The organism is Mycobacterium sp. E2989 (genome assembly GCF_001667595.1).
Classification (GTDB): domain Bacteria; phylum Actinomycetota; class Actinomycetes; order Mycobacteriales; family Mycobacteriaceae; genus Mycobacterium.
The window spans coordinates 1-25,665 of the sequence record NZ_LZJX01000063.1; the positions used below are offsets into that span (position 1 = coordinate 1).

A 25,665-nucleotide genomic window follows, 5' to 3' on the forward strand; every position below is an offset into this window, starting at 1 on the left:
TTCACGCAGGAGCTCTCCGAACGGAGCGAACGTCGAATGTTCGAGTTCGCCGGTCAAAGCGCGTACAACGCCGGCAGGTTAACGACGATCGCCTCCTGGCTACTCCGGGCAATGACTAACTCTGCCGGCGTGTTCGGGTCGGGATTCTCCTCACGATGCGGCAGATGCGGTGGGACGAACACGTAATCGCCTGGGTCAGTCCGGATCCGAACCTCACCCTCGCCATCGAAGAAAACAAACTCTGGGTGCCCGCTACGGACGTAGATCATCGTCTCAGAATCACCGTGGTGATGGTCGGCCGAGACGCTGCCGGGCGAAGCGACGGTCTCTCCCATCCACAGCTTCTGGCTGCCGACTGTGGATCCACTCAACGCAGCGAAGCGCCGCATGCCGTCGGTTTGCGCCGTGGTCGCATCGAGTTCGGTTGATTTGACGTGGCGCACGCGATTTTGTGGCACGCGATGCGTGGGATCGGGTGCGAGATCGGGATGGAATCCGTCGAGGCCGGCCATGGACCTTAGCCTAGACCTGTACCGGGTCCAACAGGGGTCCGTCGGGGACGAATTCAGGAGAACCATCGATCATCTCAAGTCAGCGCAGATACATCTGCGGAGAGTAGCTTCCTCATCAACCCTCGCCGGTCAGCCGTTGACCGCCTGCTCGCGCGCCCACCGGTAGTCGGCCTTGCCCGACGGGCTGCGCTCGATCGCCGCGCGGAACACGATCGCCTTGGGAAGCTTGTAGCGAGCCAACGATTGCCCGGCGTGGGCGACCAACTCCTCGGCGCTCGCACGAGCGCCCTCGGCCAGCGCGACGACGGCGACGACCTCCTGGCCCCACCGCTCGCTGGGCCGTCCGGCGACCACCACGTCGGCCACCGCAGGGTGTGACGCGATCGCGGTCTCGACCTCCTCGACGAAGATCTTCTCGCCGCCCGAGTTGATGGTCACCGAATCGCGGCCGAGCAGTTCGATCTTGCCATCGGGATGGTGGCGTGCCCGGTCGCCGGGGATCGCATATCGCACCCCGTCGATGACGGGAAATGTCTTGGCGGTCTTGGCCGCATCGCCCTTGTAGCCCAGTGGGACGTAACCGCGTTGCGCCAGCCAGCCCATGCCGTCGTGGCCCGGCTCCAGGATGGTCGTCAGATCCTCGGCCGCCACGAACGTGTCCGGGCCGGCGTTGAAGATGCCCGTCGACACCGCCCCGGAAGTGGACATGTGGTGCATCTGCGCGCCGGTCTCCGAGGACCCGACACCGTCGACCACGATCGCGTTCGGCAGGACTTCGATCAACCGTTGCTTGACGAACGGGGTGAGCAACGCGCCCCCGTTGGCCACCACGGCCAGCGACGACACGTCCGCGATCCCCTTCTCGATGGCGGCGACCAACGGGCGGGCCATCGCGTCACCGACCACCGTCACCGCGCTCACGCGCTCGCGCTCGATGGTGCGGATCACCTCGTCGGCGTCGAGACGATCGACGACCGACGGGAAGACGACGGACTGCCCGGTCGTGATCGCCGTCATCACGCTCCACTGCGCGGCGCCGTGCATCAGCGGCGGCAGGATCATCAACTTGGTACCGGGGCCCGCGAGCACACCGGCCGCGATCTCCTCGACCGACCCGAACGGCTCTCCGGTCATCAGGTTGCGCCCGCCGAAGGAAGTCATGAAGATGTCGTGCTGTCGCCACAGCACGCCTTTGGGCATTCCCGTCGTGCCGCCGGTGTACAGGACGTAGAGGTCGTCCGGTGAATGCTGCACCGGTGGTGGCTCGGGTGCGCACGAAGCGAGGACGCTCTCGTAATCCACTGCGCCGTAGATCAAGTCGTTGCCGGAGTCGTCCGCAATCTGTATCAGCACCCGCAGCTGTGGGAGTTCAGGCAGGATCTCGGCCACCCGCGGCGCGAATGCGGCGTGGTAGATCAGCGCGGTTGCCCCCGAATCCGCCAACAGATACTGCAGCTCGCTCTTGACGTAGCGGTAGTTGACGTTGAACGGCGCGACTCGGGCTCCGAACGTGCCCAGCAGCGCCTCGACGAATTCGTTTCCGTTGTAGGCGTAGACACCCAGTAGGTCCTGGCCCGTCTCATGGCCGGGGAGAGCGTTGCGTTCGGTGTGGCAACCGAGGCCGCGGGAATGCAGGTATGCGGCGAGGCGGCGCGACCGCTCGATCACCTGTGAATAGCTGTATCGCCGTTCGCCCTGGATCAGCAACTCCCGGTCGGGAATCGCTGCCGCAACGGCCGCCGCTACGGCGGGAACCGTGAATTGTGTTGCTGTGTTGGACATCAGGCCTCTCAGGACTGGTGCGGGAGCAGTCGGACCATCAGGCCGTTGGCTTCGGTCAGCAGCGTGCCGTCCGCGGTCGTCATCGTAGCTGAGATGAAGATCTTCCTGCCGTCGATGTCGGTGATGCGGCCGGCTGCCGTCAGCGGCTCGTCGATCGGGGTGATGTTTCGGTAGTCGACATGCAGATAGGCCGTCCGGGTGGGCGGCGTGCCGGCGGTGGAGACCACCATGCCGAGCAGCCAGTCGTAGAAGAGGGGGATCATGCCGCCGTGCACGGCATTGTTCCCGCCCACATGCGATCGGGTGAAGTGCCCTGACATCGTGACGCCGTTCGGCCCCGACTCGGTGATGGTCCACGGCGGCATCAGGGGGTGGCCCAGGCCGGGCAGTTCGAGGACGCGGCCGGCCGGCGCCATGCCTTCGGGCACCTGATGGCCGTCGAGTAACGCACAGGCGTTCTCGATGTGCCCCGCGGCGGCGGTCCACGCCGAACCGTCCGGATTACTGGCGACGGTCAGATCCTGCAGGCGGCGCAGCGCGGCGACGAATCGGCCCAGGCCGGGCGGCGCGTGGTCGGCCGGCCTGATGTCGGGGAATCCGCCGCGGACTCCGGGCGCGGTGTCGGTCATTTCCGGGCCCACGTTCGGAGCAACTCGTCGGTGCTGGTGATGGTCGCGAGCAGCGACAGGGTGTTGGTGATGATGGCCTCTCCATATTCAGTGGGTATGCGGAGCCTCCGATTGCCTGATACTAAGTCCGTTACAGTATAGATTTCAGCAGTCCGGTCCGCGCACGGCAAGGAGTGAAATGACACAGGCGGCTGTCGTCACCCTCGACGTGGCGGTTTCCACGGCGGGTGCCGCCCCGAAGACGGTCCCACCCCTGGCGGGCACCGACAACTTCGCGCCGATGGTGCTGGGCGGGGCGGCGGCATGCCGAAGCTGACGCAAGGCTTTGACCTCGCCAGGGACGCGACCCGTGAGCTCGGTATGCTGCTACCCCGCACGGTGGCCGGGCTGAGCGAATCGACCGGCTGGGCGCCCGTGTCCCCACGCGGTGTGCGCCAGTTCGGCGAGGTGCTGCTGGATGAGCTTGTGCTGAGTGGCTTTTCACTGATCGGCGGGCAACCGGCGGCGATGCGGCCGCTGGGGGGCTGCGCGGCCGCCGCAGAGGAGTTGTCCGCCCTGGGCATCGACCGCGCGCACGGGGACCCGCCGCCGTTGCGCCCGAGTTCGGTGCGGCGGCGCCGCATCGGCAATCTCGCCTACGAGCGGATGAAGTTCGAGCACGATCCGGGGTTGCCGAACACGCTGCGAGCCGAGGGCCTGGGCGGGCCCGCGCGTGCGGTGGTGCACCTGTGCCGGCACACCGATGGCCCCAGACCGTGGCTCATCTGGGTGCACGGCGCGGGTCAGGGCGGCACGGAAGACCTGCTGCTGACCCGCATCGGCCGAATCCACCACCAGTTGGGGTTCAACGTCGCACTGCCGGTGCAGCCCGGTCACGGTTGCCGGCGCCGGGAATGGCCGGCCTACCCGGATATGGACCCCTTGGGCAACGTCGCCGGCATGATGCGCTCGGTGTCGGAGATCCGGGCGGTGGTGCGCTGGGTGCAGCCACAGGCGAGTGCCGTTGTGGTGGCCGGTATTTCGATGGGAACTCCGGTCGCCGCGCTGATCTCGCACCTGGAGCGGCAGATCGATGCGGTCGCGCTATACACGCCGATCCTCGGTCTCAACGCGATGATCGCCAGGCACCTGGGCCGTGGGGGATCGTCGCGGGACGGATTCCGGGAGCTGTTGGCGTCCCCGGAGGTGGCGAAGCTGACCTCGGTGATCGATCCGCTGCAGGTCGACCCGGCGCCGGCGCCGGACCGGCGACTCATCGTCGGCGCCTGGCACGACCGGATGGCCATGCGCGAGCCCGCGGTCGCGTTGCAGCAGCGCTGGGGTGGCGAGCTGTACTGGTATGACGGCAGCCACGTCGGACACATCTTCTCCCGGCGGGTGCAGCGGGTGACCGACCGATTCCTGCGCGGCGTGGTCGGCTGATGGCGGCCACGCGCACGGCCCGCGAGGTGGTGGAACTCTACAACCTGGTGGTCTGGAACCGGCACGATCTGGCCCTGGCCGAGGAGTTGTTCGCGGACAACGTGATCCGGCACGAGGTGGGCGAGGCGCACACGCTCACCCGCGAGCAGGCGGTCACCCGGATCAAGGACGTCTGGGCGTTGTTCGACGAGCTGCGCTTCGACCTGAACGTCGTCGCGGCCGGTGACGACGGCGAGCACGTCGCGATCGTCTACGACTCGTCGATGACCACCAAGGACGGTGCCCAAACCAACGTCGGCAGCATCGAGGTGTTCCGCGTCGTCGACGGGCAGATCACCGAAGTCTGGAATTGCGGCTACCGGCAAGGAGTTTGGAGTTGAGCGAGCGCACCCTGGATGAATTGGGCTACTACCTGCTGGCCGGCGCCGGCGGGGAGGGGCCGGCGACGCTGGTCGACGAGGCCCGCCGCGGCGAGGAGCTGGGCATGGGGACCGCGTTCATCTCCGAGCGGTGGAACGTCAAGGAGGCGTCGAGCCTCGTCGGGGCCGCCTGCGCCGTCACGACCAGGATGCAGATCGCCACCGCGGCAACCAATCACAACACCCGCCACCCGTTGATCACCGGGTCGTGGGCCACCACCATGCACCGGCTCTCCGGCGGGCGCTTCACGCTGGGTATCGGCCGCGGCACCGCGGCGATCTACGGGGCGTTCGGCATTCCGGCGGTCACCACCGCGCAGATGGAGGACTGGGCCCAGGTCATGCGCCGGCTGTGGCACGGCGAGCTGATCTTCAACCATGACGGCCCGATGGGCAAGTACCCGATCCTGTTCCTCGATCCGGACTTCAACGAGGACATCCGGTTGGCGCTGGTGGCCTTCGGGCCGAACACGCTGGCGCTCGGCGGCCGGGTGTTCGACGACGTCATCCTGCACACCTACTTCACCCCGGAAACGCTGCAGCGCTGCGTCAAGACCGTCAAGTCCGCCGCCGAAAAGGCCGGCCGCGATCCGGACAGCGTGCGGGTCTGGTCGTGTTTCGCTACGGTCGGTGACCACCTTCCCGAGGAGTTGCGGCTGAAGAAGACGGTCGCGCGCCTGGCCACCTACCTGCAGGGTTACGGCGACCTGATGGTGCGGACCAACAACTGGGATCCCGCTGTGCTGCAACGCTTCCGGGAAGATCCCGTGGTGACGTCGATCGCCGGCGGGATCGACCACAAGGCCACCGCGGAGCAGATCGAGCACATCGCGACGTTGATCCCCGACGAGTGGCTCGAGCCGTCGGCCACCGGGTCGGCCGGCCAATGCGCGGACCGCGTCCGCAAGGAGTTCGACTACGGCGCCGACGCGGTGATCATGCACGGCGCCACCCCGGACGAACTGGAGCCGGTGATCGCGGCGTACCGGGCGGGGGAGTAGCGCCGGTCAGGGCATGATGACGGTCCGACTGACCGGCTCCGCGGCGGCCTGCCGGCTGGACAGTCCACGAAGCAGCGCACCGAGTAAGGCATCGCGGGTCTCCCGGGGATCGATGAGTTCGTCGAATCCCAGATGTTCGGCCGAGCGATAGGACGCCTGCAGCTCGGCGTCACGCAGCTTCGCGGTGATGTCCTCACCGGCATGCGTCGCCCGGCCCAGCGCCGCCGCGCTCATGGCGCCCATGGTCGCGCCGGGGTAGGCGAAGGTCGCGCTCTGGTGATCGAAACCCAACAGCGACATGACCATCGAGCCGAATCCGTAGGCCTTGCGCAAGGTGAGATGCAGCTTGACCGTGGTGGCCGCGGTCTGGGCGGCGAACATCCGCGCGCCGGCGCGCAGCACCCCGCTGCGTTCGGAGCGGCTGCCGGGCAGCATGCCCGGGTTGTCGGCAAGGAAGACGATGGGTAGGTGGAACGAGTCGGCCACCAAGATGAAATGCGCCGCCTTGTCCGCGGCGTCGGCGTCGATCGAGCCGGCGATCACCTGGGGCTGGTTGGCCACCACCGCGACCGGATGCCCGCCCAGATGCGCCAGCGCGCAGATGATCGCCTTGCCGTACTGTGGCTGCACCTCGAACCAGTCGGGCCGGTCGAAGATCACGTCGAGGACGGCGCGCATGTCGTACACGCGGCGGTTGTCGCGCGAGACGATGTCGAGCAGTTCGGGCGTCGCGCGTGGCTCGCTGTCCTGGTCCGGCGGTAGCGGCGCAGGGTACGACCACGCGCTGCGCGGGAAATACGACAGGTACCGCCGGATGTCGGCGATCACCGCTTCGTCGTCGTCGGCGACGTTGTGGATCACCCCGCTCGGCAAGGCGGTGACGGGTCCGCCGAGGTCCTCCTTCGAGATCTCTTCTCCGGTGGACTCTTTGACGACCGGCGGTCCGGCGGTGAAGATCGCGCCCTGGGCGCTCATGATCCGGAAGTCGCAGACCGGGGCGACGAGCGCGCCATGCCCGGCAGACGGGCCGAGCACGGCGGCGACGGTCGGCACCCGGCCCGAGCACTGCGCCTGGGCGAGCAGATCGGTGGGGGTGCGGCCGTAGTGTCCGCCGCCGGGACGGAAGCCGGCGCCTTCCAGCAGCATCACCAACGGAATCCTGTCGCGCAGTGCGAGTTCGGCGATGCGGTAGCGCTTGGAGTTGCCACCGGGCCCGATGCTGCCGGCCATCGTGGTGAAGTCCTCGGCGCCCAGCATCACCGGCGAGCCGTTGATCAAGCCGGAACCGACGACGATCCCGTCCGCGGCCACCTGGCCCCCGACCAGGGTGCCGATCTCGCGGAACGTCCCCGGGTCGAGGAGGCGCTCGATGCGCGCGCGGGCGTCGAGCTTGCCCTTGCCGCGGTGCTTGTCGAGCCGCTCAGGTCCGCCCATGTCCCGTGCGTGCTGACGGCGCCGCCCGAGGTCGTCGAGCGTTTCTCCCCAGTCCTGGGTGTTCGGCATGCCTATGTCCTACCTCATGGAGGTTCCGTCACGCGACCAGATGCGTGTGGTCACATACTGGATTGCTTACTGTAAAGTTACCCGCATGGTCGACGCCGCCCGACTCAAGGTCGACGGGGGCATCCCCAATCAACTCGCACGGGTGACCGACGCGGCCGTGGCCCTGGAACGAGAGGGCTACGACGGCGGCTGGACCGCGGAGACCAGCCATGACCCGTTCCTGCCGCTGCTGCTGGCCGCCGAGCACACGTCGCGGCTCGAACTCGGCACCAACATCGCGGTGGCTTTCGCCCGCAACCCGATGATCGTCGCGAACATCGGTTGGGATCTGCAGGCGTACTCGAAGGGCCGGTTCATCCTCGGCCTGGGCACCCAGATTCAACCGCACATCGAGAAACGCTTCAGCATGCCGTGGAGCCAACCCGCGCGCCGGATGCGCGAGTTCGTCGCCGCGCTGCACGCGATCTGGTCGGCGTGGCAGGACGGCGGCAAGCTGCGTTTCGAGGGCGACTTCTACACGCACAAGATCATGACCCCGATGTTCACGCCGGAGCCGCACCCCTACTCCGTCCCCAGGGTTTTTGTCGCGGCGGTGGGCGAGGCGATGACCGAGATGTGCGGGGAGGCCGCCGACGGTCACCTGGGGCATCCGATGGTTTCCAGGCGTTACCTCGACGAGGTCACCATGCCGGCGTTGCTGCGTGGCATGCAGCGAGCCGGCCGGCGCCGCAACGACTTCGAAGTGTGCAGCGAGGTGCTGATCGCGACCGGCGAGAACGAGGATGAGCTGACGGCAGCCACCGCTGCGGTGCGCAAGCAGATCGCCTTCTACGGGTCGACGCCCGCTTACCGCAAGGTCTTGGAGTTGCACGGTTGGGGCGAGGCGCAGACCGAACTGCACCGGCTGTCGCTCGCGGGCGAGTGGGACACGATGGGTTCGCTGGTAGACGACGAGATGCTGGCGGCCTTCGCGGTGGTCAGCCCGGCGGACGGCGTCGCCGCCGCCCTCAAGGACCGTTGCCGCGGCGTGGTCGACCGCGTGCTGCCGATCTTCTACAACGCCTCCGCGTCGTGTATCAGGTCCGCAATGAAGGAGTTTCGCGAGTGAGCACAACCACGGTAGACGAGTCCGCCAAGCTGTTGGCCGACCCCTTGGCCTACACCGACGAGCGGCGACTGCACGCGGCGCTGACTCACCTGCGCACCAGCGCACCGGTGTCCTGGGTCGAGGTGCCCAACTACCGTCCGTTTTGGGCGATCACCAAGCACGCCGACATCATGGACATCGAGCGCGAGAACGTGCTCTTCACCAACTGGCCACGGCCCGTCCTGACGACCGCCGAGGGCGACGAGATGCAGGCCGCCGCGGGCGTGCGCACCCTGATCCATCTCGACGACCCCCAGCATCGGATGGTCCGCGCGATCGGCTCCGATTGGTTCCGCCCAAAGGCGATGCGGGCGTTGAAGGTTCGCGTCGACGAGCTGGCCAAGATCTACGTCGACAAGATGATGGCCGCGAGCCCGGAATGCGATTTCGTCCAGGAGGTGGCGGTCAACTACCCGCTCTTCGTGATCATGTCGCTGCTGGGACTGCCCGAGGCCGACTTCCCCAGGATGCTCAAGCTGACCCAGGAGTTGTTCGGCAGCGACGACTCCGAATTCAAACGGGGCACCACCAACGAGGACCAGCTGCCCGCGTTGTTCGACATGTTCCAGTACTTCAACGGGGTAACCGCCGCGCGCCGCGAGCACCCAACCGAGGACTTGGCGTCCGCCATCGCCAACGCCCGCGTCGACGGGGAGCCGCTGTCCGACATCGACACGGTGTCCTACTACCTCATCGTCGCGACCGCCGGCCACGACACCACCAGCGCCACCATCTCCGGTGGGCTGCAGGCACTCATCGAGAACCCCGACCAGCTCGAGCGGTTGCGCGACAACCTCGACCTGATGCCGCTGGCCACCGAGGAGATGATCCGCTGGGTCACCCCGGTCAAGGAATTCATGCGTACCGCCACCGCGGACACCACCGTGCGCGGGGTGCCGATCGCGGCGGGTGATTCGGTGCTCCTGTCCTACGTCTCGGGCAACCGTGACGAGGATGTCTTCGTCGACCCGTTCCGCTTCGACGTCGGGCGCGACCCCAACAAGCACTTGGCGTTCGGCTACGGGGTGCACTTCTGCATGGGCGCGGCGTTGGCCCGCATGGAGGTCAACAGCTTCTTCACCGAGTTGCTGCCCAGGCTCAAATCCATTGAGCTGACCGGTGATCCGGAGTTGGTCGCTACCACGTTCGTCGGGGGCCTCAAGCATCTGCCGGTGCGTTATTCGCTGGCCTGAGCGGCCCGCTTAGCGCGTGATCGCTACACTCCGTGCGGAGGTCTCGCAATGACGCGCAGGACGATCGTCATCACGGGCGCCAGCGACGGCATCGGCGCGGCCGCGGCCCGTCGCCTCAGCCGCACCGGCGATCGGATCGTCGTGGTGGGCCGCTCGGAAACCAAGAGCGCCGCGGTGGCCGCCGAGTTGGACGCGGACTACTTTGTCGTCGACTACGCCGACCTTTCCCAGGTGCGGGCGCTGGCGGACAAATTGCGTTCGCAATACCCGCGCATCGACGTTTTGCTCAACAATGCGGGCAGGATGGCCAGCACGATCGAGCTGACGCCCGACGGCTACGAACGCACCTATCAGGTCAACTACCTGGCGCCGTTCCTGTTGACCACCCGATTGCTGGATGTGCTGCTGGAGTCCCGCGCGACGATCGTCAACACGACCAGCTCGTCGCACAAGCTGATCTTCCGTGCCACCGTCGACGACCTGGAGAACACCGCCGGCCGCAGGCCCGCCGCAGCCTACGCGTTGTCGAAGCTCGCAATCGTGTTGTTCACCAGGGAGTTACACCGGCGCTACCATGCCGGCGGCCTTTCCGTCGCGGCGGTGCATCCCGGCAATGTCAACTCCAACATCGGCATTGCCTCGGGTTCGCGATTTCTGGTGTTCATGCAGCGGTACACCCCGGCGGTGCTGTTCATTTCGAGCCCGGACCAGGGCGCCGAGCAGTTGGTGCGGCTGGCGTCGAGCACGCCCATTTCCCAGTGGACGCCCGGCGCGTACTACGCCAAGCGCAAGATCGCCAACACCAGTCGCCTGGCGGACAACCCACGATTGGCCGCCGAACTGTGGGAGCGGACGGCGTCAAGGCTGGGCTGACGCCACCCGGGGGTGATCTTCGATACCCAATAGTATCTAACCGATACTGAAGGGTATGCTGCTGCACATGTCGCCTGTCAAACCGCTGCGCACCCGCCCCACCCGCGGCGAGGTCCGCGACCGGATCCTCGATGCGGCGTCGAAGGTGTTCGCGGCCGAGGGGTTCGCCGGCGCCACCATCGACGCGATCGGGCAGGCCGCGGGCTTCACCAAGGGCGCGGTCTATTCCAACTTCGAGTCGAAGGACGAGCTGTTCCTGGCCCTGCTCGACCGCGAGTTCGAGCTGCGCGGCGAGCAGATCGCGATAGCGCTGGACCGCAGCGACGGTGACACCGCCGCGGCCGCGCGCGAGGTGAGCCGGTCGGTGCTCGACTCGGTCCGCGACCATTCCGACTACTACGTGCTGCTGGTCGAGTACTGGCTGCGCGCTCAGCGCGATCCGCAGCTTCGGGAACGCCTGATCGAGCGCCGCCGCGCCGCGGCCGACCAGGCGCTGCACATCGTCGAATCGACCGACACCGTGCCGGGCGACCGGCGGCTGACCGACATCGCCCAGCTCGTCGTCACCCTCAACCTGGGCGTCGCGATGGAGGAGGTGCTGCGTCCGGGAACCATCAACCCCGATCTGCTCGCGCAAGTGATCACCGCACTGCTGGAATCGATTCCGGTTTGAAGGCGATGAGGGAAAGCCACACCATGGATGCCAACGACGAACCGGACGACGTCGCACCGGTGATCACCGCCGCCGGATTGGGGGTCGACGGTGAGCACGGGCCACTGTTCTCGGGGGTCGACCTCGCCCTGACGCCGGGCTTTCACGCGATTCAGATGCCCGGGGGTCCGGGTCAGACAACGTTGTTGTTGACGCTCGCGGGCCGATTCAAGGCGACTTACGGCTCGTTGACCGTGCTCGGCGAGACGACGCCGCGCGCGATCCGCCGCCTGTGCGCGATCGCGGCCTTCGACGACATCGACGAACTCGAAGAGTCGGTGACCGTGGCGACCGTACTCGCCGAGCAACGCCGGTGGCTGGCGCCGTGGTACTCGCTGGTGCCGCTGCAAGCCGGCCAGGCCGAGCTGACGGAGGTCTTCGGCGACATACCGACGCCGTCCTCGGACACCTACATCGTCGAATTGTCCGACCTGGAACTGTTTTTGCTGCGCATCACGCTTGCGCTGCTGTCGAATCGTCCGATTCTGGTGGTCGGCGATCTCGAGCAGGTGCGCGACAACTCCCGGCGAGCGATCGCGGTGGATCGGCTGGGTGTGATCGCGAGAGAGCGCACCGTCGTCGTCGGAGTCACCAACCCGCTCGGCACCGACGCACCCGAGCACGAGCTTCACGATCGCCGCGTTTTGACCGGAGGAGATTGACGATGTTGGCTGGACTCGCATTCGGCTCGGAGATCAAGCGTTTCGGTCGCAGCCGTTTGACGCGCGTGGCGATCGTCGTGCTGATGTTGCTGCCGCTGGTGTACGGGGCGCTGTACCTGTGGGCGTTCTGGGACCCCTTCGGCCACACCAACAAAATGCCGGTGGCGTTGGTCAATTCCGACCGCGGTGCCGTCGTCTCCGGTGAGCAGTTCAACGCCGGCGATGAGATTGCCAAGAGCCTCACCGCGGACGGCGGGTTGGACTGGCATGTCGTAAACCTGACCGAAGCGCGCAACGGAGTCGACCACGGCAAGTACTACTTCATGGTCGAGTTGCCCTCGGACTTCAGCGCGGCGATCGCGTCGCCGGTGACGGGACAGCCGAAGAAGGCCAACCTGATCGCCGTCTACAACGACGCCAACAACTACATCTCCACCAGCATCGGCCGCACCGCCATCACTCAGGTGCTCAACGCGGTGTCCAGCCGGATCTCCGGCCAGGCCGTCAATCACATGCTGTCGGTGGTGGTTTCGTCGGGCGCGGGCATCAAGCAGGCCGCCGACGGCGCGGCCCGACTCGACGACGGTGCCGGGCAGCTGGCCGCCGGCCTCGACACGGCCCGGTCCGGCTCGGCGCGCCTCGCCGCCGGGGCCCAGCAATTGTCCGACGGAATCAACCAGGCCACCGACCCGCTGCTCACGGTGACCCGGGCCCTGTCACAGATCGGCGGCGACACGCAGCAATTGCAGCAGGGCGCGGCCGCGCTGCAGCAGGCCAACGACCAGATCGGCACCATCGCCACGGCACAGGACGGCGCCGCGGATGCGTTGTCGCCGGTGATCGACCAGCTCGCCGCGCGCCAGGATCCGTTGGCGAACAACCTGCGCGGCATCCAGGATCAGCTGCGGGGCCATCAGTTCACGCCGCAGATCCGCCAGCGTCTCACCGACGCGCAAAACGCCGCGATCGCGATGACCTCCGCCATGCGCACGCCCGGCAGCCCGCTGGGTTCGGCCCTCGACCAGGTCGGCACCAAGGGGCAGGAGCTGACGAGCAAGCTCACCCAGCTCCGTGACGGCGCCCAGCAGCTGGCCGCCGGCAACGCCGAGTTGGCAAGCGGCATGGTCAAACTCGACGACGGGGCACGCCAACTCAAGGCGGGGTCGGCCGAGCTGGCCGGCAAGCTCGGCGAGGGGGCGAGCCAGCTGCCCAACTGGACGACTCAGCAAAAGGACGCGGTCGCCGACACCATCGGCGGGCCGGTGCAGCTCGCAGCCTCGCACGAGAACGCCGCGCCCAACTTCGGCACCGGCATGGCCCCGTTCTTCCTGACGCTGGCGCTGTTCTTCGGCGCATTGGTGCTGTGGATGATTTTGCGGCCCTTGCAGAGTCGTGCGATCGCCGCGGAGGTGCTGGAAATCCGGGTGGTGCTCGCCAGCTATTTGCCTGCGGCCGCGATCGCGCTGTTCCAGGCGATCATTCTCTACTGCGTGGTCCGGTTCGCCCTCGGCATGCACGCCGTGCATCCCGTCGCGATGCTGGGGTTCATGATCCTCATCTCCGCGGCATTCGTGGCCGCCACCCAGGCGATCAACGCGCTTGTCGGCCCGGCGGTGGGACGCGTGCTGATCATGGCCCTGCTGATGCTGCAGTTGGTCAGCGCCGGCGGCATGTATCCCGTGGAGACCACGTCGCGGCCCTTCCAGGTCCTGCATCGTTTCGACCCGATGACCTACGGCGTCAACGGGCTGCGCCAGCTCATCCTCGGCGGCATCGACGGGCGGCTCTGGCAGGCGATCACCGTGCTGGTTGCGATAACGGCTGTCGCGCTGGCAATCTCATCGCTGTCCGCACGACGAGATCGCCTGTGGAACCTCAGCAGGCTGATCCCGGCGATCAAGATGTAGGCAAACGTTCCGCGTCAACGATCGACGCTGCATGATGGTGGGCAAGCTCTGCAATCGAGAGGAAGCCCATGTTAGGTGTGCATCATTCGGCGATTTGCACCTCCGATGTTGAACGGTCGCTCCGATTCTGGTGCGAAGGCCTGGGACTGAGCCAGTTGATGGATTACGACTTCGTCGGCGATTGGCCGGGACTGTTCGGGGCCGGCAGCGATCGGCTGCGATCGGTGTTTCTCGGCGATCCGCAGACATCGGGCAGCGGGTTTGTCGAACTGGTGGAGGTGGCCGGTGCCCTTGAGGCACTGCCGGATTCGACCGCGTTACGGCACGGGTTCATGTTGCTCTCACTGCAGCGTGAAGTCGACGAAACGCTCGCCGCTTTGGCCGCGTTGGGTTTCACCGACGGCGTGCGGCGCATCGACGTCGTGGCCCCGGACGGAAGGACCGTCGCGATGGCGGTGATCGAAGCGCCGGACGGGGTACTCGTTGAGCTGATCGGCCGCGCGAAATGAGCACCGCGCTGGTCACCGGCGGCGCGTCCGGAATCGGGCGTGAAGTGGCCGGCCGGTTGCGCGCCGCGGGGCACGGCGTCGTGGTGTGGGACCTGTCCAACACCGACATCGCCTGCGACGTCAGCGATCCCGACGCGGTGACGGCCGCGATGGACCAAACCGTCCGCGAGCACGGCGCGCCCACCCGCGTCGTCACGTGCGCGGGAGTTGGGGCCTCCGGGCTGCTGCTCGACCAGTCGCCCGCGGAATGGAACCGGGTGCTGGCCGTCAATCTGACGGGCACGTGGCTGACGATCCGGGCGGCGGCGCGGGCGATGATCGACGCGGGGGTGAGCGGCTCGATCGTCGCCGTCTCCAGCATCAGCGGCACCCTGGCCGACCGCGACATGGGCGCCTACTGCGTGTCCAAGGCGGGGGTGGACATGCTGGTGAAGGTGGCCGCCGCGGAGTGGGGCGCGCACGGCATCCGGGTCAACGCCGTCGGCCCGGGCGTGACGCGCACGCCCATGCTGGCCAAACCCGAGCAGCTGCCCGGCTGGGTGGAAGCCCTGTCCGAACGCACGGCCCTGGGCGGCCTGGGAGCCGCGACCGACGTGGCCGCAGCCATCGTCGGTGTCCTCGAATTGCCCTGGGTGACAGGTCAAGTCGTGCATGCCGACGGCGGGCTGGCGTTGCACAGCCCCATCGACGCGTACGGCCAGCTGCAGCGGGTGATGGGCGGAAAAGACCTCAGCTGATGCCGTAATCGATGATGCCGCGGATGATCTTGCCGTTGCGGAGGTCGTCGTACGCGTCGTTGATCTCGTCGAGGCGATAGCGCCGGGTGATCATCTCGTCGAGCTGAAGCTGCCCGGTCTGATAGAGCCTGGCCAGCCGGGCGATGTCCGCCTTGGGATTGCACGAGCCGAATATCGTCCCGGCCAGCGTCTTGTTCATCAGGATGAAGTCCTGCAGGTCGATCTTCACCGACCGGGTCAGCTGCGAGGTCATGCCGGTCAGCACGCACGTGCCGCCCTTGCGCGTCAGTTGCAGGGCGTCGCGGACGTCGGCGGGCGTGATCAGCGACGGCGAAACCACCACCGCGTCGGCCATGACCCCGTAGGTCAAGTCCCGCACCATCTCCTGCGCCTCGGCGATCGTGGCCGCGCTGTGGGTGGCGCCGAACTGCAGCGCCGACTTCTGCTTGAAGTCCACCGGGTCGACGGCGACGATCTGCGCGGCGCCGCTGATCCGCGCGCCCTGGATCGCGCCCGTCCCGATCCCGCCAACCCCGACGACGACGACGGTGTCACCGCCGCGCACGCCGGCGCGGTTGGCCGCCGAACCGTAACCGGTGGGAATGGCGCACGACAGCAGCGCGCTCGGCGCGAGCGGCAGGTGCGGCTCGATCTTCACCAGCGACCTGGTCGACACCACGGTGTGTTCGGCGAACGCCCCCACCTTGGCCAGATGGCCCAGGGGCCGGCCGTCGGCGGTGTGATGACGGAAGGTGCCGTCGGTCGGCATTCCCGGGGTCAGCGTGAAAGCGCCGACGTCGCAGATGTATTCCATGCCCGACGCGCACCAGCGGCACTGTCCGCACACCGCGACGAACGACATCACCACATGGTCGCCGGGCGCGAAATCCGTTACGCCGTCGCCGACTTCGCGCACGATGCCGGAGCCCTCGTGGCCCCCGATCGTCGGGAACATGGTCGGCAGGCCGAGGGACCGCATCATCTCGTTGGGCGCCGACATGTCGCCGTTGAGGATGTGGTCGTCGGAGTGGCACAGCCCGGCCGCCGCCATCTCGACGAGGACTTCGCCGGCGCGGGGCGGGTCGAGTTCGAATTCCTCGACGGACCAGGGCCCGCCGACGTCGTGCAGAATCGCTCCCTTGGTTTTCAAGCGGCTTCCCTATGCGGCCGGGGCGAACGTGACCGGAAGCTTGTTGGGGGAACGGAAGGTCAGCCCCACGATTTTGGACTCCTGGCCGGTTCCGTCGTCGGCCACGAAGGCCAGATCCTTGACGCGGTCGAACAGGCTGTTCAGCATGACCCGGGTCTCGAGGCGGGCCAGATGCATGCCGAGGCACATGTGGATGCCGCCGGCGAACGCGATGTGCGCCTGGCGCGGCCGGCGGATGTCGAAGGCGTTGGCGTTGGTCCAGCGGCTCTCGTCGCGATTGGCCGAGCCCATGCACATGTCGATCTGCGCGTCGGGTGGGATTGTCTTGCCGCCGATTTCGACCTCCTGGGTGGTAGTTCGCATGACCATCGTCAGCGGGGTTTCGAAGCGCAGCCCCTCCTCGATCGCCATCGGTATCAGCGAGCGGTCGTGATAGACCTGCGCCAGCTGCTCGGGATGGGTCAGCAGCAGGTACAGCAGGTTGCCCGACGATCGGTAGGTGGTTTCCAGTCCGGCGGGCAGCAGCAGCCGCAAAAACGCGATGATGGCCTCGTCGGAGAGCTTTTCGCCGTCGATCTCCGCGGCCACCAGGTCGCCGATGATGTCATCGGTGAGTTTGCGCCGCCGCTGCTCGACCTGGCCGAGGAAGTAGCCGTGCAACTCCGCCGCCGCGTTCAGCCCGGCGACGATGTCGGTCGGGATGGAGATGAGGTCCAGGGACAACCGCCGGAAGAAGTCGAGGTCCTCGGGCGGCAGGCCGAGCAGCGTGGAGATGATGCGGGTGGGGAACTCGAACGTCACCGCCTTGACCAGGTCCGCGTGTCCGTCGTTCTTGATCTCGTCGACGAGTCGGTCGCACACCGGTCCGATGACCGAGGGCTCCCAGCGTTCCAGCGCGGTGGCGCGGAAGGCCTTGGCCACCAGGTTGCGGTGGTCGTGGTGTTCCCGGCCGCCCATCGCCAGGATGGTGTGGCCCATCACCAACCCGATGGTGTCGTCGTATTTGTGGGAGCTGAAGATCCGGTCGTCGCGGAACGCCTGGAACAACGGGTCGTAACCGAACAGCACCCACTCGTCCTTCGGCCGCATCTCTTCGGGCATCTGCGAGTGGTCCGCCAGCGCGCCGTGCCAAACCGGGTCCGTGCGCCGCATGTATTCGAAGAACGGATACGGGCTGGTTTCGCCGGTGAAGTCGAGGGTGACGGGCTGGTTGGCGGGGTCGGTGCTGAGCGTCATCAGCGCTCCTCCTGAACAGCCGCTGAGCGGATCGGTACGCGGGGAATATCGCTATCATAGTATAGATAGCAACTAAGCCCAACGGGCTTGTCGTGGTTACCGTAACGGGCACAGTATTGATGCTGCGTGGCGTCGGAGGCGGTGATGCAAATGCCGGAGCGGCGATTTGTGTGCGCACAGGACGAGCTGCCGCCTGGCGGAATGAAGCTCGTCGACGTCGGGAAGTTCGGCGTCGGCGTGTACAACGTGCGCGGCGAGTTCTACGCGATCGTGAATTACTGCTCGCACGAGGGCGCCCCGCTGTGCCTCGGCCTGCTCGGCGGCACCAACGAGTTCGACCCGGACGAACCCGGTGGGCTGCGGCGCGTCCGCGACGGGCAGATCGTCCGATGCCCTTGGCACAACTGGGAATTCGACATCACCACCGGGCAAAACCTGGCCGATCCGACGCGGCGCATCCGCACCTACCGCGTCGACGTCACCGACGGGGAGGTGTACCTCACCGCATGATCATTGATGCAAACGTGCAACCGCACTTCCGCTCCAACGCCGAGATCCGGCGTTATCTGCCCGCCGCGCACCAGCTGCGGGCGATCCCCGACGTCGAACAACAGTGGTACTCCGCGCCGGGCGGCGACTATCGGCAGGACCTCTACGGCGAGCACTACCCGGGATCGGACCCCGAGACCGTCGGCCGGCACCTCTTCGACGACGCCGGTGTCGACTACGCCATCCTCAACCCGCTGACCCGCGGGAACATCGCCGACTACCTGCTCAACAGCCGGATCTGCGCGGCCGTCAACGACTGGCTGCTCGACCGCTGGCTCGAGCCCGACGCCGCCGATCGGTTCCGGGGCACCATCCGCGTCAATCCGGAAGACCCCAGGGGCGCCGTCGCGGAGATCGAGCGGCTGGCCGCCCACCCGAAGCTGGTGCAGGTCGGCGTCCCGATGCAGTCACGGGAGCCGTATGGCAAACCGATGTTCGAGCCGATCTGGGAGGCCGCCGCCGCGCACGGGCTGCCGGTGGCGGTGCACATCAACGGCGGCAACGGCGTCGACTACCCGCCCACCTTTGCCGGGCACGCCCACACCTATCCGGGATACGCGGCGTTCATGCCGCTGAATTACTTCGTGCACCTGGCCACCCTGATCATCGAGGGCATGTTCGGCAGGCACCCCGGCCTCAAATTCGTCTTCGCCGACGGCGGATACGACATCCTCACCCCGTTCATCTGGCGGCTGGACACCTTCTGGGTATCGATGCGCGATCAGACGCCCTGGGTCGACCGCTACCCGAGCGAATACCTGCCCGACCACGTCAGGTTCTGCTCCTCGGCGTTCGACGGGCCGACGGATGCCGCCGACGTGCGGCGCTGGATGGACTTCACCGACAAGACCGACCTGGTGATGTACGGGTCGGCGTATCCCCATTGGTCCACCTCAACCCCGGAGGGCGCCGCCGAGGGCCTCGACGCCACCCAGCGCGACAAGGTGTTGTGGCGAAACGCCAGTGAGCTGTACGGACTGAAGGAGCGTGTCCGATGACCACGATCGAACGAGTCGATTCACCGACGGGCCAACACGACGAGATAGCGGTCAGCATCGTCGACACCGACGTGCACCCCTTGCCCGTCTCGACCGACGTGCTCAAGTCGTACGCGGCGCCCGAATGGGTGGACAAGATCTGGCCGACCGGCAACGCGGTCACCCCGGTGCCGCATTTCTACGACACACCGGATTCGTACAAGACGTCGTCGCTGCGTATGGACGCGTGGCCGCCCAACGGCGGGGTCGCGGGCAGCGACCCGGACTTCGCCGCCAAGCAGTTGCTGATCGACGCCGGCGTCAGCATCGCGACGCTCGAGCCGATGTGTGACGCCCAACTGCCCCAAGCCGAACACGCGCTGAAGTCGGCCTACAACGATTGGCTTGCCGACGTGTGGCTCGACACCAACAACGCGCACGGCCGCTGGCGCGGATCGATCAGCGTCAGCGCGCAGACGCCCGAGCAGGCGGCGCGCGAGGTCGAGCGCTGGGCGGGGCATCCGTACATGGCGCAGGTCCTGATGACGCCGCAGACCCGCGGAATCCCTTTTGGCAACCCGCATTTCGACCCGCTCTATGAAGCCGCGTCGCGCAACGGTTTCCCGGTGGCCACGCACCTGATGGGGCAGACGCCGTTCGAGCTGATCCCGCTGTACCCGGTCGGCAACCCGGCGCACTGGCACGACTTCTTCGCCGCCTGGCCGCTGCTTTACGTCTCGCACCTGATGAGCCTGGTGTTCGACGGCGCATTCGACCGCCACCCCGACCTGCGGATCGTGTTCGTCGAGGGCGGCTTCACGTGGGCGATGCCGGTGATGTCGAGGATGGACCGGATTTGGGAGGCCCGCCGCGGCGACCTGCCGAACGTGCGGCGCCGCCCGTCGGAGTACGTGCGCGAACACGTCCGGTTCACCACCCAGCCGCTGGAAGACACGGACACCGTGCAGTTTCGGCAATACCTGGAAATGATGGACCTGGGCGACAACCTGATGTTCTCGACGGACTACCCGCATTGGAGCTACGACTCGCCGGACTACGCGATCAACCGATTCCCGGCCGACCAGCGCGAGCGGATCATGCGGGGCAACGCGACCGCTCTCTACGGGCTTCCGCCGACGGTCAAGGCGCTCCCCGGAGAACGCTGAGCTTGGTTACCACCCCGGCAACGAGCACCGCGTCATTTGCGGCGCGCAATCGCAGGTCTACCTTGAAGAGGGTCTCGTGCGCGGCCCGCGCCGCGACCGGCCGAGCACGCATGACCAGCCCGGAAGATGAGAGGGTATGACACAAACGAATCTGACGCGGCCGCAGGGCCTTACCCGCATCGACCCGGTGCTCCGGGAGGCCGCCGCCGCACTGGGCGTCGCCGAATTCCGCGCCGAGACCCTGCCCGCCGAACGGGAACACGCCAACCGGCTCGCCGCCGAGCGCGCCGCGGAGGTCGACACCGCCGGCGTCTCGGTCGAAACGCGCACCATCACCGGACCGGGTGGACACCAGCTGAGTCTGCGCATCTACCGGGGTCCCGACGTTGATGGGGCCGCGTCGGGTTCGCCCCTGGTCTTGTACGCGCACGGCGGTGGCTTTGTGACCGGGAATCTGGACACCGACCACGCGCGCTGCGTGGAGCTGGCCAGGGAAGCGGGTTGCCTGCTGATCTCGGTCGACTACCGGCTCGCGCCGGAGCACCCGTGCCCGGCGGCCCTGGACGACGTCGAGGCCGGCTTTTACTACGCCATCCGCAATTGCGCCGAGCTGAACGTGGACGTGAACCGGATCGCGGTGATGGGCCGCGACGCGGGTGCGGCGCTGGTCGCGGGCGTGAGTCAGCGCATGTTCGACGACGAGGGCCCGCAGATCCTGGTGCAGATCCTGCATCAGCCGATGCTCGACTCCGATGCCACCCAATCGCGGCGCGAGTTCCAGCGCACACCGGGCCTCAACGGGCCGGCGGTGAGCCGGGCGTGGGGTCATTACCTCGGGCACGCCAGCGCCAGCGGTCAACACGTTCCCGCGCACCGGGCGAACCTCGAGGGCCTGCCGCCCACCTTCATCAGCTGCGCGGAGATCGACCCGTGCCGCGACGAAGCCATCGACTACGCGAACAGACTGTTGCACGCGTATGTGCACACCGAATTGCACGTCATCGCAGCGGCATTCAACGGGTTCGACTCGGTGGTCCCGGATTGGGTTGTTTCTCAGGAGAACCGGGCCCTGCACGCGCGTTCGCTGCGCCGCGTGTTCGCCATGTAGCGGCGAGCTTCGCTATCGACGCAACTCCGGTATCTCTTACCGTAGTGCCCGTTGCTACCATCGAAAACGCCGGTGAACTCTCCCCGAGAGGCAGCATGACCACAGTCGACTCTCCCGAAAAGACGCTGTTCACCTCCACGACCCAAGCCTTTCTGGAGAAGGAAGCGCCGCTGCGCCGGGTGCGGGAGTTGCACGCCGCCGGGGTGTCGTTCGACCCGGCCTGGTGGCGGCGCGCCGCGGAGCTCGGTTGGACGGGCCTGTTGGTGCCCGAGGAGTTGGGCGGCGGCAGCGTCTCCGACAGCGGCGTGGTGGACCTGGCCATGGTCGCCGAGCAGCTCGGCAAGACGGTGGCCCCCGGGCCGTTGTATCCCGTCAGCGTGGTGCTGTCCGCGCTCGTCGAATGCTCAGACCGCGAGCCGCACGCGGCCACCGTCGAGGCGCTGATGTCCGGTGAAGCGGTGGCGTCGTGGGCGGTCTCGGAGCCGGGCCAGGGCTGGGCGCCGCTGAATCCGTCGGTGACGGCCACCCCGACCGATTCGGGCTACCGGATCGACGGCACCAAGGACCGGGTCGAGGCGGGCGCGCAGAGCGCGGTGCTACTCGTGGTGGCGCGCTGCGGCGACGAGCTCCGCCAGTTCCTGGTTCCCACGGATGCGGCGGGCGTAACGATCGAGCCGCAGCAGTCGGTCGATTTGGTCAAGCAGTACGCCCGGGTCCGTTTCGACGGTGCGGTGGTGCAGCGATCGGCGGCCGTCGGCACGGCCGCCGAGACCCCCGCGCTGATCGAGCGCCAGAGCCAAATCGCCCAGATCCTGCAGTGTGCCGAGGTGGTCGGCGTTCTGCAGACGGTGTTCGACCTGACCGTCCAGTGGGCCCTGGACCGCCACACGTTCGGGCGGCCGCTGGCGTCCTATCAGGCCCTCAAGCACAAGTTCGCCGACATGAAGCTGTGGCTGGAGGCATGCCGCGCCACCACGGCCGCGGCGGTCGCCGACGTCGCCGCCCACGCGCCCGGTGCCGGCCTGTCGGCCAGCATCGCCAAGTCCTACGTGGGCGAGATGGCCGGCCAGATCGTGCAGGCCTGCGTGCAGATGCACGGGGGCATCGGCGTCACCTGGGAACACGACCTGCACCTCTACCTGCGCCGGGTTACGTTGTACCGCTCCATGTTCGGGACGCCGGAGGAGCACAACCTGCGCGTGTACGAACACGAGAAGGCGGGTCGGGAGAACCGATGACCCCGACCGAATCCGTTGCCGAGTTCGCGGCCCGGGCCAGGGCCTGGCTGGCCGACAACATGCCGCCCGTCGACCCCGAGTCGCCCCCGCCGGCCCCGCGTGACGACGAACGATCCTGGCTGCGGGCCCGAGAACTCCAAAAGCGGTTGTACGAAGGCGGATTCGCCGGCATCTGCTTCCTCCGCGAGTACGGCGGGCTCGGGCTGGACTACGAGTATCAGAAGGCCTTCGACGCGGAATCGCTGACCTACGAGATGCCGCTGATCCTCAACACCCCCACTTTCACCATCTGCTGCGCCACCCTGCTCGACACCGGCAGCGAGGAGCAAAAGAAGCGCCACATCGCCGCGGCGCTGCGCGGTGACGAGGTGCTGGTGCAGTTGTTGTCTGAGCCCAGCGGTGGTTCCGACCTGGCCGGCGTCCTCACCCGAGCCGAACGTCAGGGCGACCGCTGGATACTCAACGGGGCCAAGACCTGGAGCACCAGCGCGTTCGCCGCCGACTACGCGCTGTGCCTGGCCCGCACCAATTGGGACGTGCCCAAGCACGAGGGCTTGACGATGTTCCTGGTTCCGATCGCCCACCCGGGAATCACGTTGCGCCGCATCACGATGCTGAGCGGTTCCACCGAGTTCTGCGAGGAGTTCCTCGACGGGGTGGACGTCGGCGACGACGCCGTCGTCGGGGAGGTCGACGGCGGCTGGGCGGTGGCGTCACGGCAGCTGTATCACGAGCGCCGGGCGGTGGGGCAGGGATCCGAGTTCGCCAGCGGCAGCGGCAGCGAGGGCGGCAACACGATTCCCGTTGACTACGTGAGCCTTATCGAGAAGACGGGCCAGGCCGGTAACGAACGCGTGGAGCAGTTGGCCGGCCGCGCATTGGTGCAGCGCGCGGTGGCCGAGCAGTTGATCGGCCACGTGTACCGCAGCGTCCGAGACGGCGCGCTACCGCCGGCCGGCGGCACGCTCATCCGGCTGTTCCACGCCGAGACCGTGTTCGTGAATGTTGACACCGCCATGGCGATCGCCGGTAGCGCCGGCGTTGTCGGGGAACCCGGCGACGGCCTGGAAACCGGGCTGCGCTACCTGTCCCGCCAGACCGTCGCGATGGGTGGCGGGACCACGGAGATGGCGCGCAACGTCATCGGTGAGCGGGTGCTGGGCTTCCCCCGGGAATTCGCGGCCGACCGCGGCGTGCCGTTCAAACAGGTGAAGCACGGCCCGCGGCCGGGCCGCCCCTAGCCCTCCGCGACGAGGTTCTCGGCGAGCCCGCCGGCGACCGGGATCTGGACCAGCGACAGCACATGATGCGCCGGGGTCCCCGGCGGGGCCACCAGCACGTACTCGCTGCCCTGTCGTTGTGCCCGGTCGCGGGCGGCGGCCAGCGCGCTGACCCCGGCCGAGCCGAGTTGGGTCACGCCGCTGAGATCGATCGTCAACGGCGCGACGCCGGAGCGGCTTTCGACCGCGATCTTTCGATCCAGGGTGGAGGCCGTGCCGGAATCGACGTCGCCGCTGACGACGATGCGGCCGGGTTCGGTGACCACGCAGGCAAATTCGGAGTTGATCGACCGCCGGCGATCCGCGTGACTGACCAGCGTGTCGGTGACGAAATTGGCCGGCCGCGACAGGCGGTGCGTCAAGCTGGCGGTCGTCCCGCCTGGCCCATGGCTGACGTGCGCGCTGGACACCAGGGCTTCGGCCATGGCAAGGCCGCGTCCGCGGCCCTGCTCGCCTTCACGGTGATCCTTCCACTGCCCGTGGTCGATGACCGACGCATACAGGTTGCCGTCGCCGGACAGCGATGCATCGAGGACGATCCCGTCAGAAACCTCTGCGCCGTAACCGTGTTCGACCGCGTTCTCGACGAATTCCGAGACCGCGTGCACGATGTCGGAAATGTCGTCGGGGGAGGCGCCGATGTCGGAGAGCCATTGACGCAGGCGGCCGCGGACCGCGCGGGCGGCCTGAATCGTCGCGTCCACCGTCATCTGCAGCGGTGGCGGCGGCGTCCGCCGTTGCGCGGCAAGCAGTGTGATGTCGTCGTTGTAGCCGGTCGGGCGCAGCAGCAATTCCAAAGTCTCCGAACAGATTCGGTCGATGCGCCGCCGCGAGGAGTCGATCACGAAACCGCCCTGGCCGCCCGCGATGTTGCCCGCCAATTCGGCGAATTCGGCGGTGCTGGCCATCAGCGGCCGGCCCGGGCGTTCGATCAAGCCGTCGGTGTAGAGCATGACGGCGTCATCGACGCCCAGGATTTCCGTGCGCACCGGAAAACCTGTGCCGCTGCCCAGCGGGCCGGCACCGGACGGCTCGAGATAGCGCGATTCGGCGTCCGCCGCAACGAGCAGCGGCGGTGGGTGCCCGGCGGTGCAGTATTGGAACTCGCCCGTGGTGAAGTCGAGCGATCCCACGCACATCGTGGCGGACCTCGAGCCCGGAACATGTTCGTGGAAGCGGTCGACCGCCGCCAGCGCCTCGGCGATCGGATAGCCGGCCAAGATCTGCATCCGCAGCGCGGTGCGCAATTGCGACATCACCGCGGCGGCTTCGACGCCGTGGCCTACGACGTCGCCGACGACGAGAACCAGTCGATCCCCGAGGGGTATCGCGTCGAACCAGTCGCCACCGGCGGCGGTGTCCTGCGCGGCGACCAGGTACTCGGCCGCGACGTCGGCGCCGGGAACCACGGGCACGGACGGCGCCAGCAACGCCTGCTGCATGACGGTCGCCGAATCACGGACATTGCGGTACCGCTCGGACAACTCCTCCATGCGGGACTCGGCGGCCAGCCGCGCCCGCACCCGGTCGGTGACGTCGACGAAGGCGAGTTGCACCCCCTCGATCGAGCCGTCGTCGGCGCGGCGCGCGGTGACGATGAAGTCGAAGAAGTGTTCCTGTGCGGTCCCCGAGCCCTCGAAGTCGGCCTGCACCCGCCACTCGGTTCCCGATTGGGGTTCGCCTGTTTGATACACCCGGTCGAACATCTGCAGGATTTGCTGACTCTCCAGCTCAGGATAGACCTCGCGCACCAGGAGCCCGATGCTGTCGACCGGGGGACTCAGGGCCCGGTAGGCGGCGTTGACCGCGACGAATCGGTGGTCGGGCCCGTCGAGGCCAACCAACAGCGCGGGGACGTTCTCGAAGATGCGGCGGACGTCGTCGGCCGCACCCACGGTCTTGTCCCAGTTCCTCTCGGCGGCCATTGACCGTCCCTCCTACGGACCCTTCCTC

At 67.5% G+C, this 25,665-nt stretch carries 25 protein-coding genes and 1 pseudogene; 18 read left to right on the forward strand and 8 right to left on the reverse strand.

Annotated features, from left to right (window positions below; genetic code table 11):
* Window positions 1-53 precede the first annotated feature (53 nt).
* From A5680_RS12090 to A5680_RS26280, 4 genes and pseudogenes are all read right to left on the reverse strand, one after another.
* Window positions 54-512 carry a cupin domain-containing protein gene (locus A5680_RS12090; protein ID WP_067819530.1) on the reverse strand — a complete coding sequence of 153 codons (459 nt, stop codon included), beginning with the start codon at window positions 510-512 and terminating at the stop codon, window positions 54-56.
* 129 nt (window positions 513-641) lie between these two features.
* Complete coding sequence (locus A5680_RS12095; protein ID WP_067819539.1) at window positions 642-2,294, reverse strand: acyl-CoA synthetase; 1,653 nt, start codon at window positions 2,292-2,294, stop codon at window positions 642-644.
* An 8-nt stretch (window positions 2,295-2,302) separates the two neighbouring features.
* On the reverse strand, window positions 2,303-2,923 hold the full coding sequence (locus tag A5680_RS12100) for a PaaI family thioesterase (RefSeq protein ID WP_067819542.1): 621 nt from the start codon (window positions 2,921-2,923) through the stop codon (window positions 2,303-2,305).
* A pseudogene (locus tag A5680_RS26280) lies at window positions 2,920-3,021 on the reverse strand (cysteine hydrolase); the annotation flags it as partial. The gene A5680_RS12100 and the pseudogene A5680_RS26280, both read right to left, overlap by 4 nt.
* Before the next feature lie 80 nt (window positions 3,022-3,101).
* Between A5680_RS26280 and A5680_RS25200 the strand changes: the two are divergent.
* Genes A5680_RS25200 through A5680_RS12115 form a run of 4 tightly spaced genes read left to right on the forward strand, consistent with a single transcriptional unit; the run spans window position 3,102 to window position 5,765 of the window.
* Window positions 3,102-3,239: a hypothetical protein gene (locus A5680_RS25200; RefSeq protein ID WP_231977616.1), complete on the forward strand. Its 138-nt coding sequence runs from the start codon at window positions 3,102-3,104 to the stop codon at window positions 3,237-3,239.
* Window positions 3,227-4,345 carry a PHB depolymerase family esterase gene (locus A5680_RS12105; protein WP_067819544.1) on the forward strand — a complete coding sequence of 373 codons (1,119 nt, stop codon included), beginning with the start codon at window positions 3,227-3,229 and terminating at the stop codon, window positions 4,343-4,345. The genes A5680_RS25200 and A5680_RS12105 overlap by 13 nt, the downstream gene beginning before the upstream one ends.
* The gene (locus A5680_RS12110) at window positions 4,345-4,725 is read left to right on the forward strand and encodes a nuclear transport factor 2 family protein (RefSeq protein WP_067819547.1); all 381 of its coding nucleotides are present in this window, start codon (window positions 4,345-4,347) and stop codon (window positions 4,723-4,725) included. The genes A5680_RS12105 and A5680_RS12110 overlap by 1 nt, the downstream gene beginning before the upstream one ends.
* A complete protein-coding gene (locus A5680_RS12115) occupies window positions 4,722-5,765 on the forward strand; it encodes a TIGR03857 family LLM class F420-dependent oxidoreductase (protein ID WP_067819550.1) in 1,044 nt (347 codons plus the stop codon). The genes A5680_RS12110 and A5680_RS12115 overlap by 4 nt, the downstream gene beginning before the upstream one ends.
* A gap of 6 nt (window positions 5,766-5,771) precedes the next feature.
* On the opposite strand, the gene A5680_RS12120 is transcribed toward A5680_RS12115, so the two are convergent.
* Window positions 5,772-7,268, reverse strand: coding sequence for an acyl-CoA carboxylase subunit beta (locus A5680_RS12120; RefSeq protein ID WP_067819553.1), 1,497 nt, complete (start codon window positions 7,266-7,268; stop codon window positions 5,772-5,774).
* Window positions 7,269-7,353: 85 nt separating this feature from the next.
* Between A5680_RS12120 and A5680_RS12125 the strand changes: the two genes are divergently transcribed.
* From A5680_RS12125 to A5680_RS12160, 8 genes are all read left to right on the forward strand, one after another.
* Window positions 7,354-8,376: an LLM class F420-dependent oxidoreductase gene (locus A5680_RS12125; protein ID WP_067819555.1), complete on the forward strand. Its 1,023-nt coding sequence runs from the start codon at window positions 7,354-7,356 to the stop codon at window positions 8,374-8,376.
* Window positions 8,373-9,608 carry a cytochrome P450 gene (locus A5680_RS12130; RefSeq protein WP_067819559.1) on the forward strand — a complete coding sequence of 412 codons (1,236 nt, stop codon included), beginning with the start codon at window positions 8,373-8,375 and terminating at the stop codon, window positions 9,606-9,608. The genes A5680_RS12125 and A5680_RS12130 overlap by 4 nt, the downstream gene beginning before the upstream one ends.
* A gap of 48 nt (window positions 9,609-9,656) precedes the next feature.
* Complete coding sequence (locus A5680_RS12135) at window positions 9,657-10,481, forward strand: SDR family NAD(P)-dependent oxidoreductase (RefSeq protein ID WP_067819562.1); 825 nt, start codon at window positions 9,657-9,659, stop codon at window positions 10,479-10,481.
* A 55-nt stretch (window positions 10,482-10,536) separates the two neighbouring features.
* On the forward strand, window positions 10,537-11,154 hold the full coding sequence (locus tag A5680_RS12140) for a TetR/AcrR family transcriptional regulator (protein WP_067819566.1): 618 nt from the start codon (window positions 10,537-10,539) through the stop codon (window positions 11,152-11,154).
* 23 nt (window positions 11,155-11,177) lie between these two features.
* A complete protein-coding gene (locus tag A5680_RS12145; protein ID WP_067819568.1) occupies window positions 11,178-11,855 on the forward strand; it encodes a hypothetical protein in 678 nt (225 codons plus the stop codon).
* A 2-nt stretch (window positions 11,856-11,857) separates the two neighbouring features.
* Window positions 11,858-13,762 (forward strand): YhgE/Pip domain-containing protein, encoded by a 1,905-nt coding sequence (locus tag A5680_RS12150; protein ID WP_067819571.1) that lies wholly within the window; start codon window positions 11,858-11,860, stop codon window positions 13,760-13,762.
* A 68-nt stretch (window positions 13,763-13,830) separates the two neighbouring features.
* Window positions 13,831-14,271 carry a VOC family protein gene (locus A5680_RS12155; protein ID WP_082956153.1) on the forward strand — a complete coding sequence of 147 codons (441 nt, stop codon included), beginning with the start codon at window positions 13,831-13,833 and terminating at the stop codon, window positions 14,269-14,271.
* Window positions 14,268-15,008, forward strand: coding sequence for an SDR family NAD(P)-dependent oxidoreductase (locus tag A5680_RS12160; protein WP_067819577.1), 741 nt, complete (start codon window positions 14,268-14,270; stop codon window positions 15,006-15,008). Before A5680_RS12155 ends, A5680_RS12160 begins: the two co-directional genes overlap by 4 nt.
* Here A5680_RS12160 and A5680_RS12165 read toward each other — a convergent pair.
* On the reverse strand, window positions 15,001-16,158 hold the full coding sequence (locus tag A5680_RS12165; protein ID WP_067819579.1) for a Zn-dependent alcohol dehydrogenase: 1,158 nt from the start codon (window positions 16,156-16,158) through the stop codon (window positions 15,001-15,003). The two genes, A5680_RS12160 and A5680_RS12165, sit on opposite strands and share 8 nt — an antisense overlap.
* A 9-nt stretch (window positions 16,159-16,167) precedes the next feature.
* Complete coding sequence (locus tag A5680_RS12170; RefSeq protein WP_067819588.1) at window positions 16,168-17,394, reverse strand: cytochrome P450; 1,227 nt, start codon at window positions 17,392-17,394, stop codon at window positions 16,168-16,170.
* A 150-nt stretch (window positions 17,395-17,544) separates the two neighbouring features.
* Here A5680_RS12170 and A5680_RS12175 point away from each other — a divergent pair, with 150 nt between their 5' ends.
* The 6 genes from A5680_RS12175 to A5680_RS12200 all read left to right on the forward strand — a co-directional run bounded on the left by A5680_RS12175 (window position 17,545) and on the right by A5680_RS12200 (window position 23,673).
* On the forward strand, window positions 17,545-17,904 hold the full coding sequence (locus tag A5680_RS12175; protein ID WP_055402515.1) for a Rieske (2Fe-2S) protein: 360 nt from the start codon (window positions 17,545-17,547) through the stop codon (window positions 17,902-17,904).
* Complete coding sequence (locus A5680_RS12180; protein ID WP_067819591.1) at window positions 17,901-18,941, forward strand: amidohydrolase family protein; 1,041 nt, start codon at window positions 17,901-17,903, stop codon at window positions 18,939-18,941. The genes A5680_RS12175 and A5680_RS12180 overlap by 4 nt, the downstream gene beginning before the upstream one ends.
* The gene (locus tag A5680_RS12185; protein WP_067819594.1) at window positions 18,938-20,086 is read left to right on the forward strand and encodes an amidohydrolase family protein; all 1,149 of its coding nucleotides are present in this window, start codon (window positions 18,938-18,940) and stop codon (window positions 20,084-20,086) included. The genes A5680_RS12180 and A5680_RS12185 overlap by 4 nt, the downstream gene beginning before the upstream one ends.
* A gap of 136 nt (window positions 20,087-20,222) precedes the next feature.
* Complete coding sequence (locus A5680_RS12190) at window positions 20,223-21,194, forward strand: alpha/beta hydrolase (protein WP_067819597.1); 972 nt, start codon at window positions 20,223-20,225, stop codon at window positions 21,192-21,194.
* 95 nt (window positions 21,195-21,289) lie between these two features.
* Window positions 21,290-22,432, forward strand: coding sequence for an acyl-CoA dehydrogenase family protein (locus A5680_RS12195; protein WP_067819599.1), 1,143 nt, complete (start codon window positions 21,290-21,292; stop codon window positions 22,430-22,432).
* Window positions 22,429-23,673, forward strand: a complete 1,245-nt coding sequence (locus A5680_RS12200) for an acyl-CoA dehydrogenase family protein (RefSeq protein WP_067819601.1) — start codon at window positions 22,429-22,431, stop codon at window positions 23,671-23,673. The genes A5680_RS12195 and A5680_RS12200 overlap by 4 nt, the downstream gene beginning before the upstream one ends.
* On the opposite strand, the gene A5680_RS12205 is transcribed toward A5680_RS12200, so the two are convergent.
* A complete protein-coding gene (locus tag A5680_RS12205; protein ID WP_067819604.1) occupies window positions 23,670-25,637 on the reverse strand; it encodes a SpoIIE family protein phosphatase in 1,968 nt (655 codons plus the stop codon). The two genes, A5680_RS12200 and A5680_RS12205, sit on opposite strands and share 4 nt — an antisense overlap.
* Window positions 25,638-25,665: the final 28 nt, after the last annotated feature.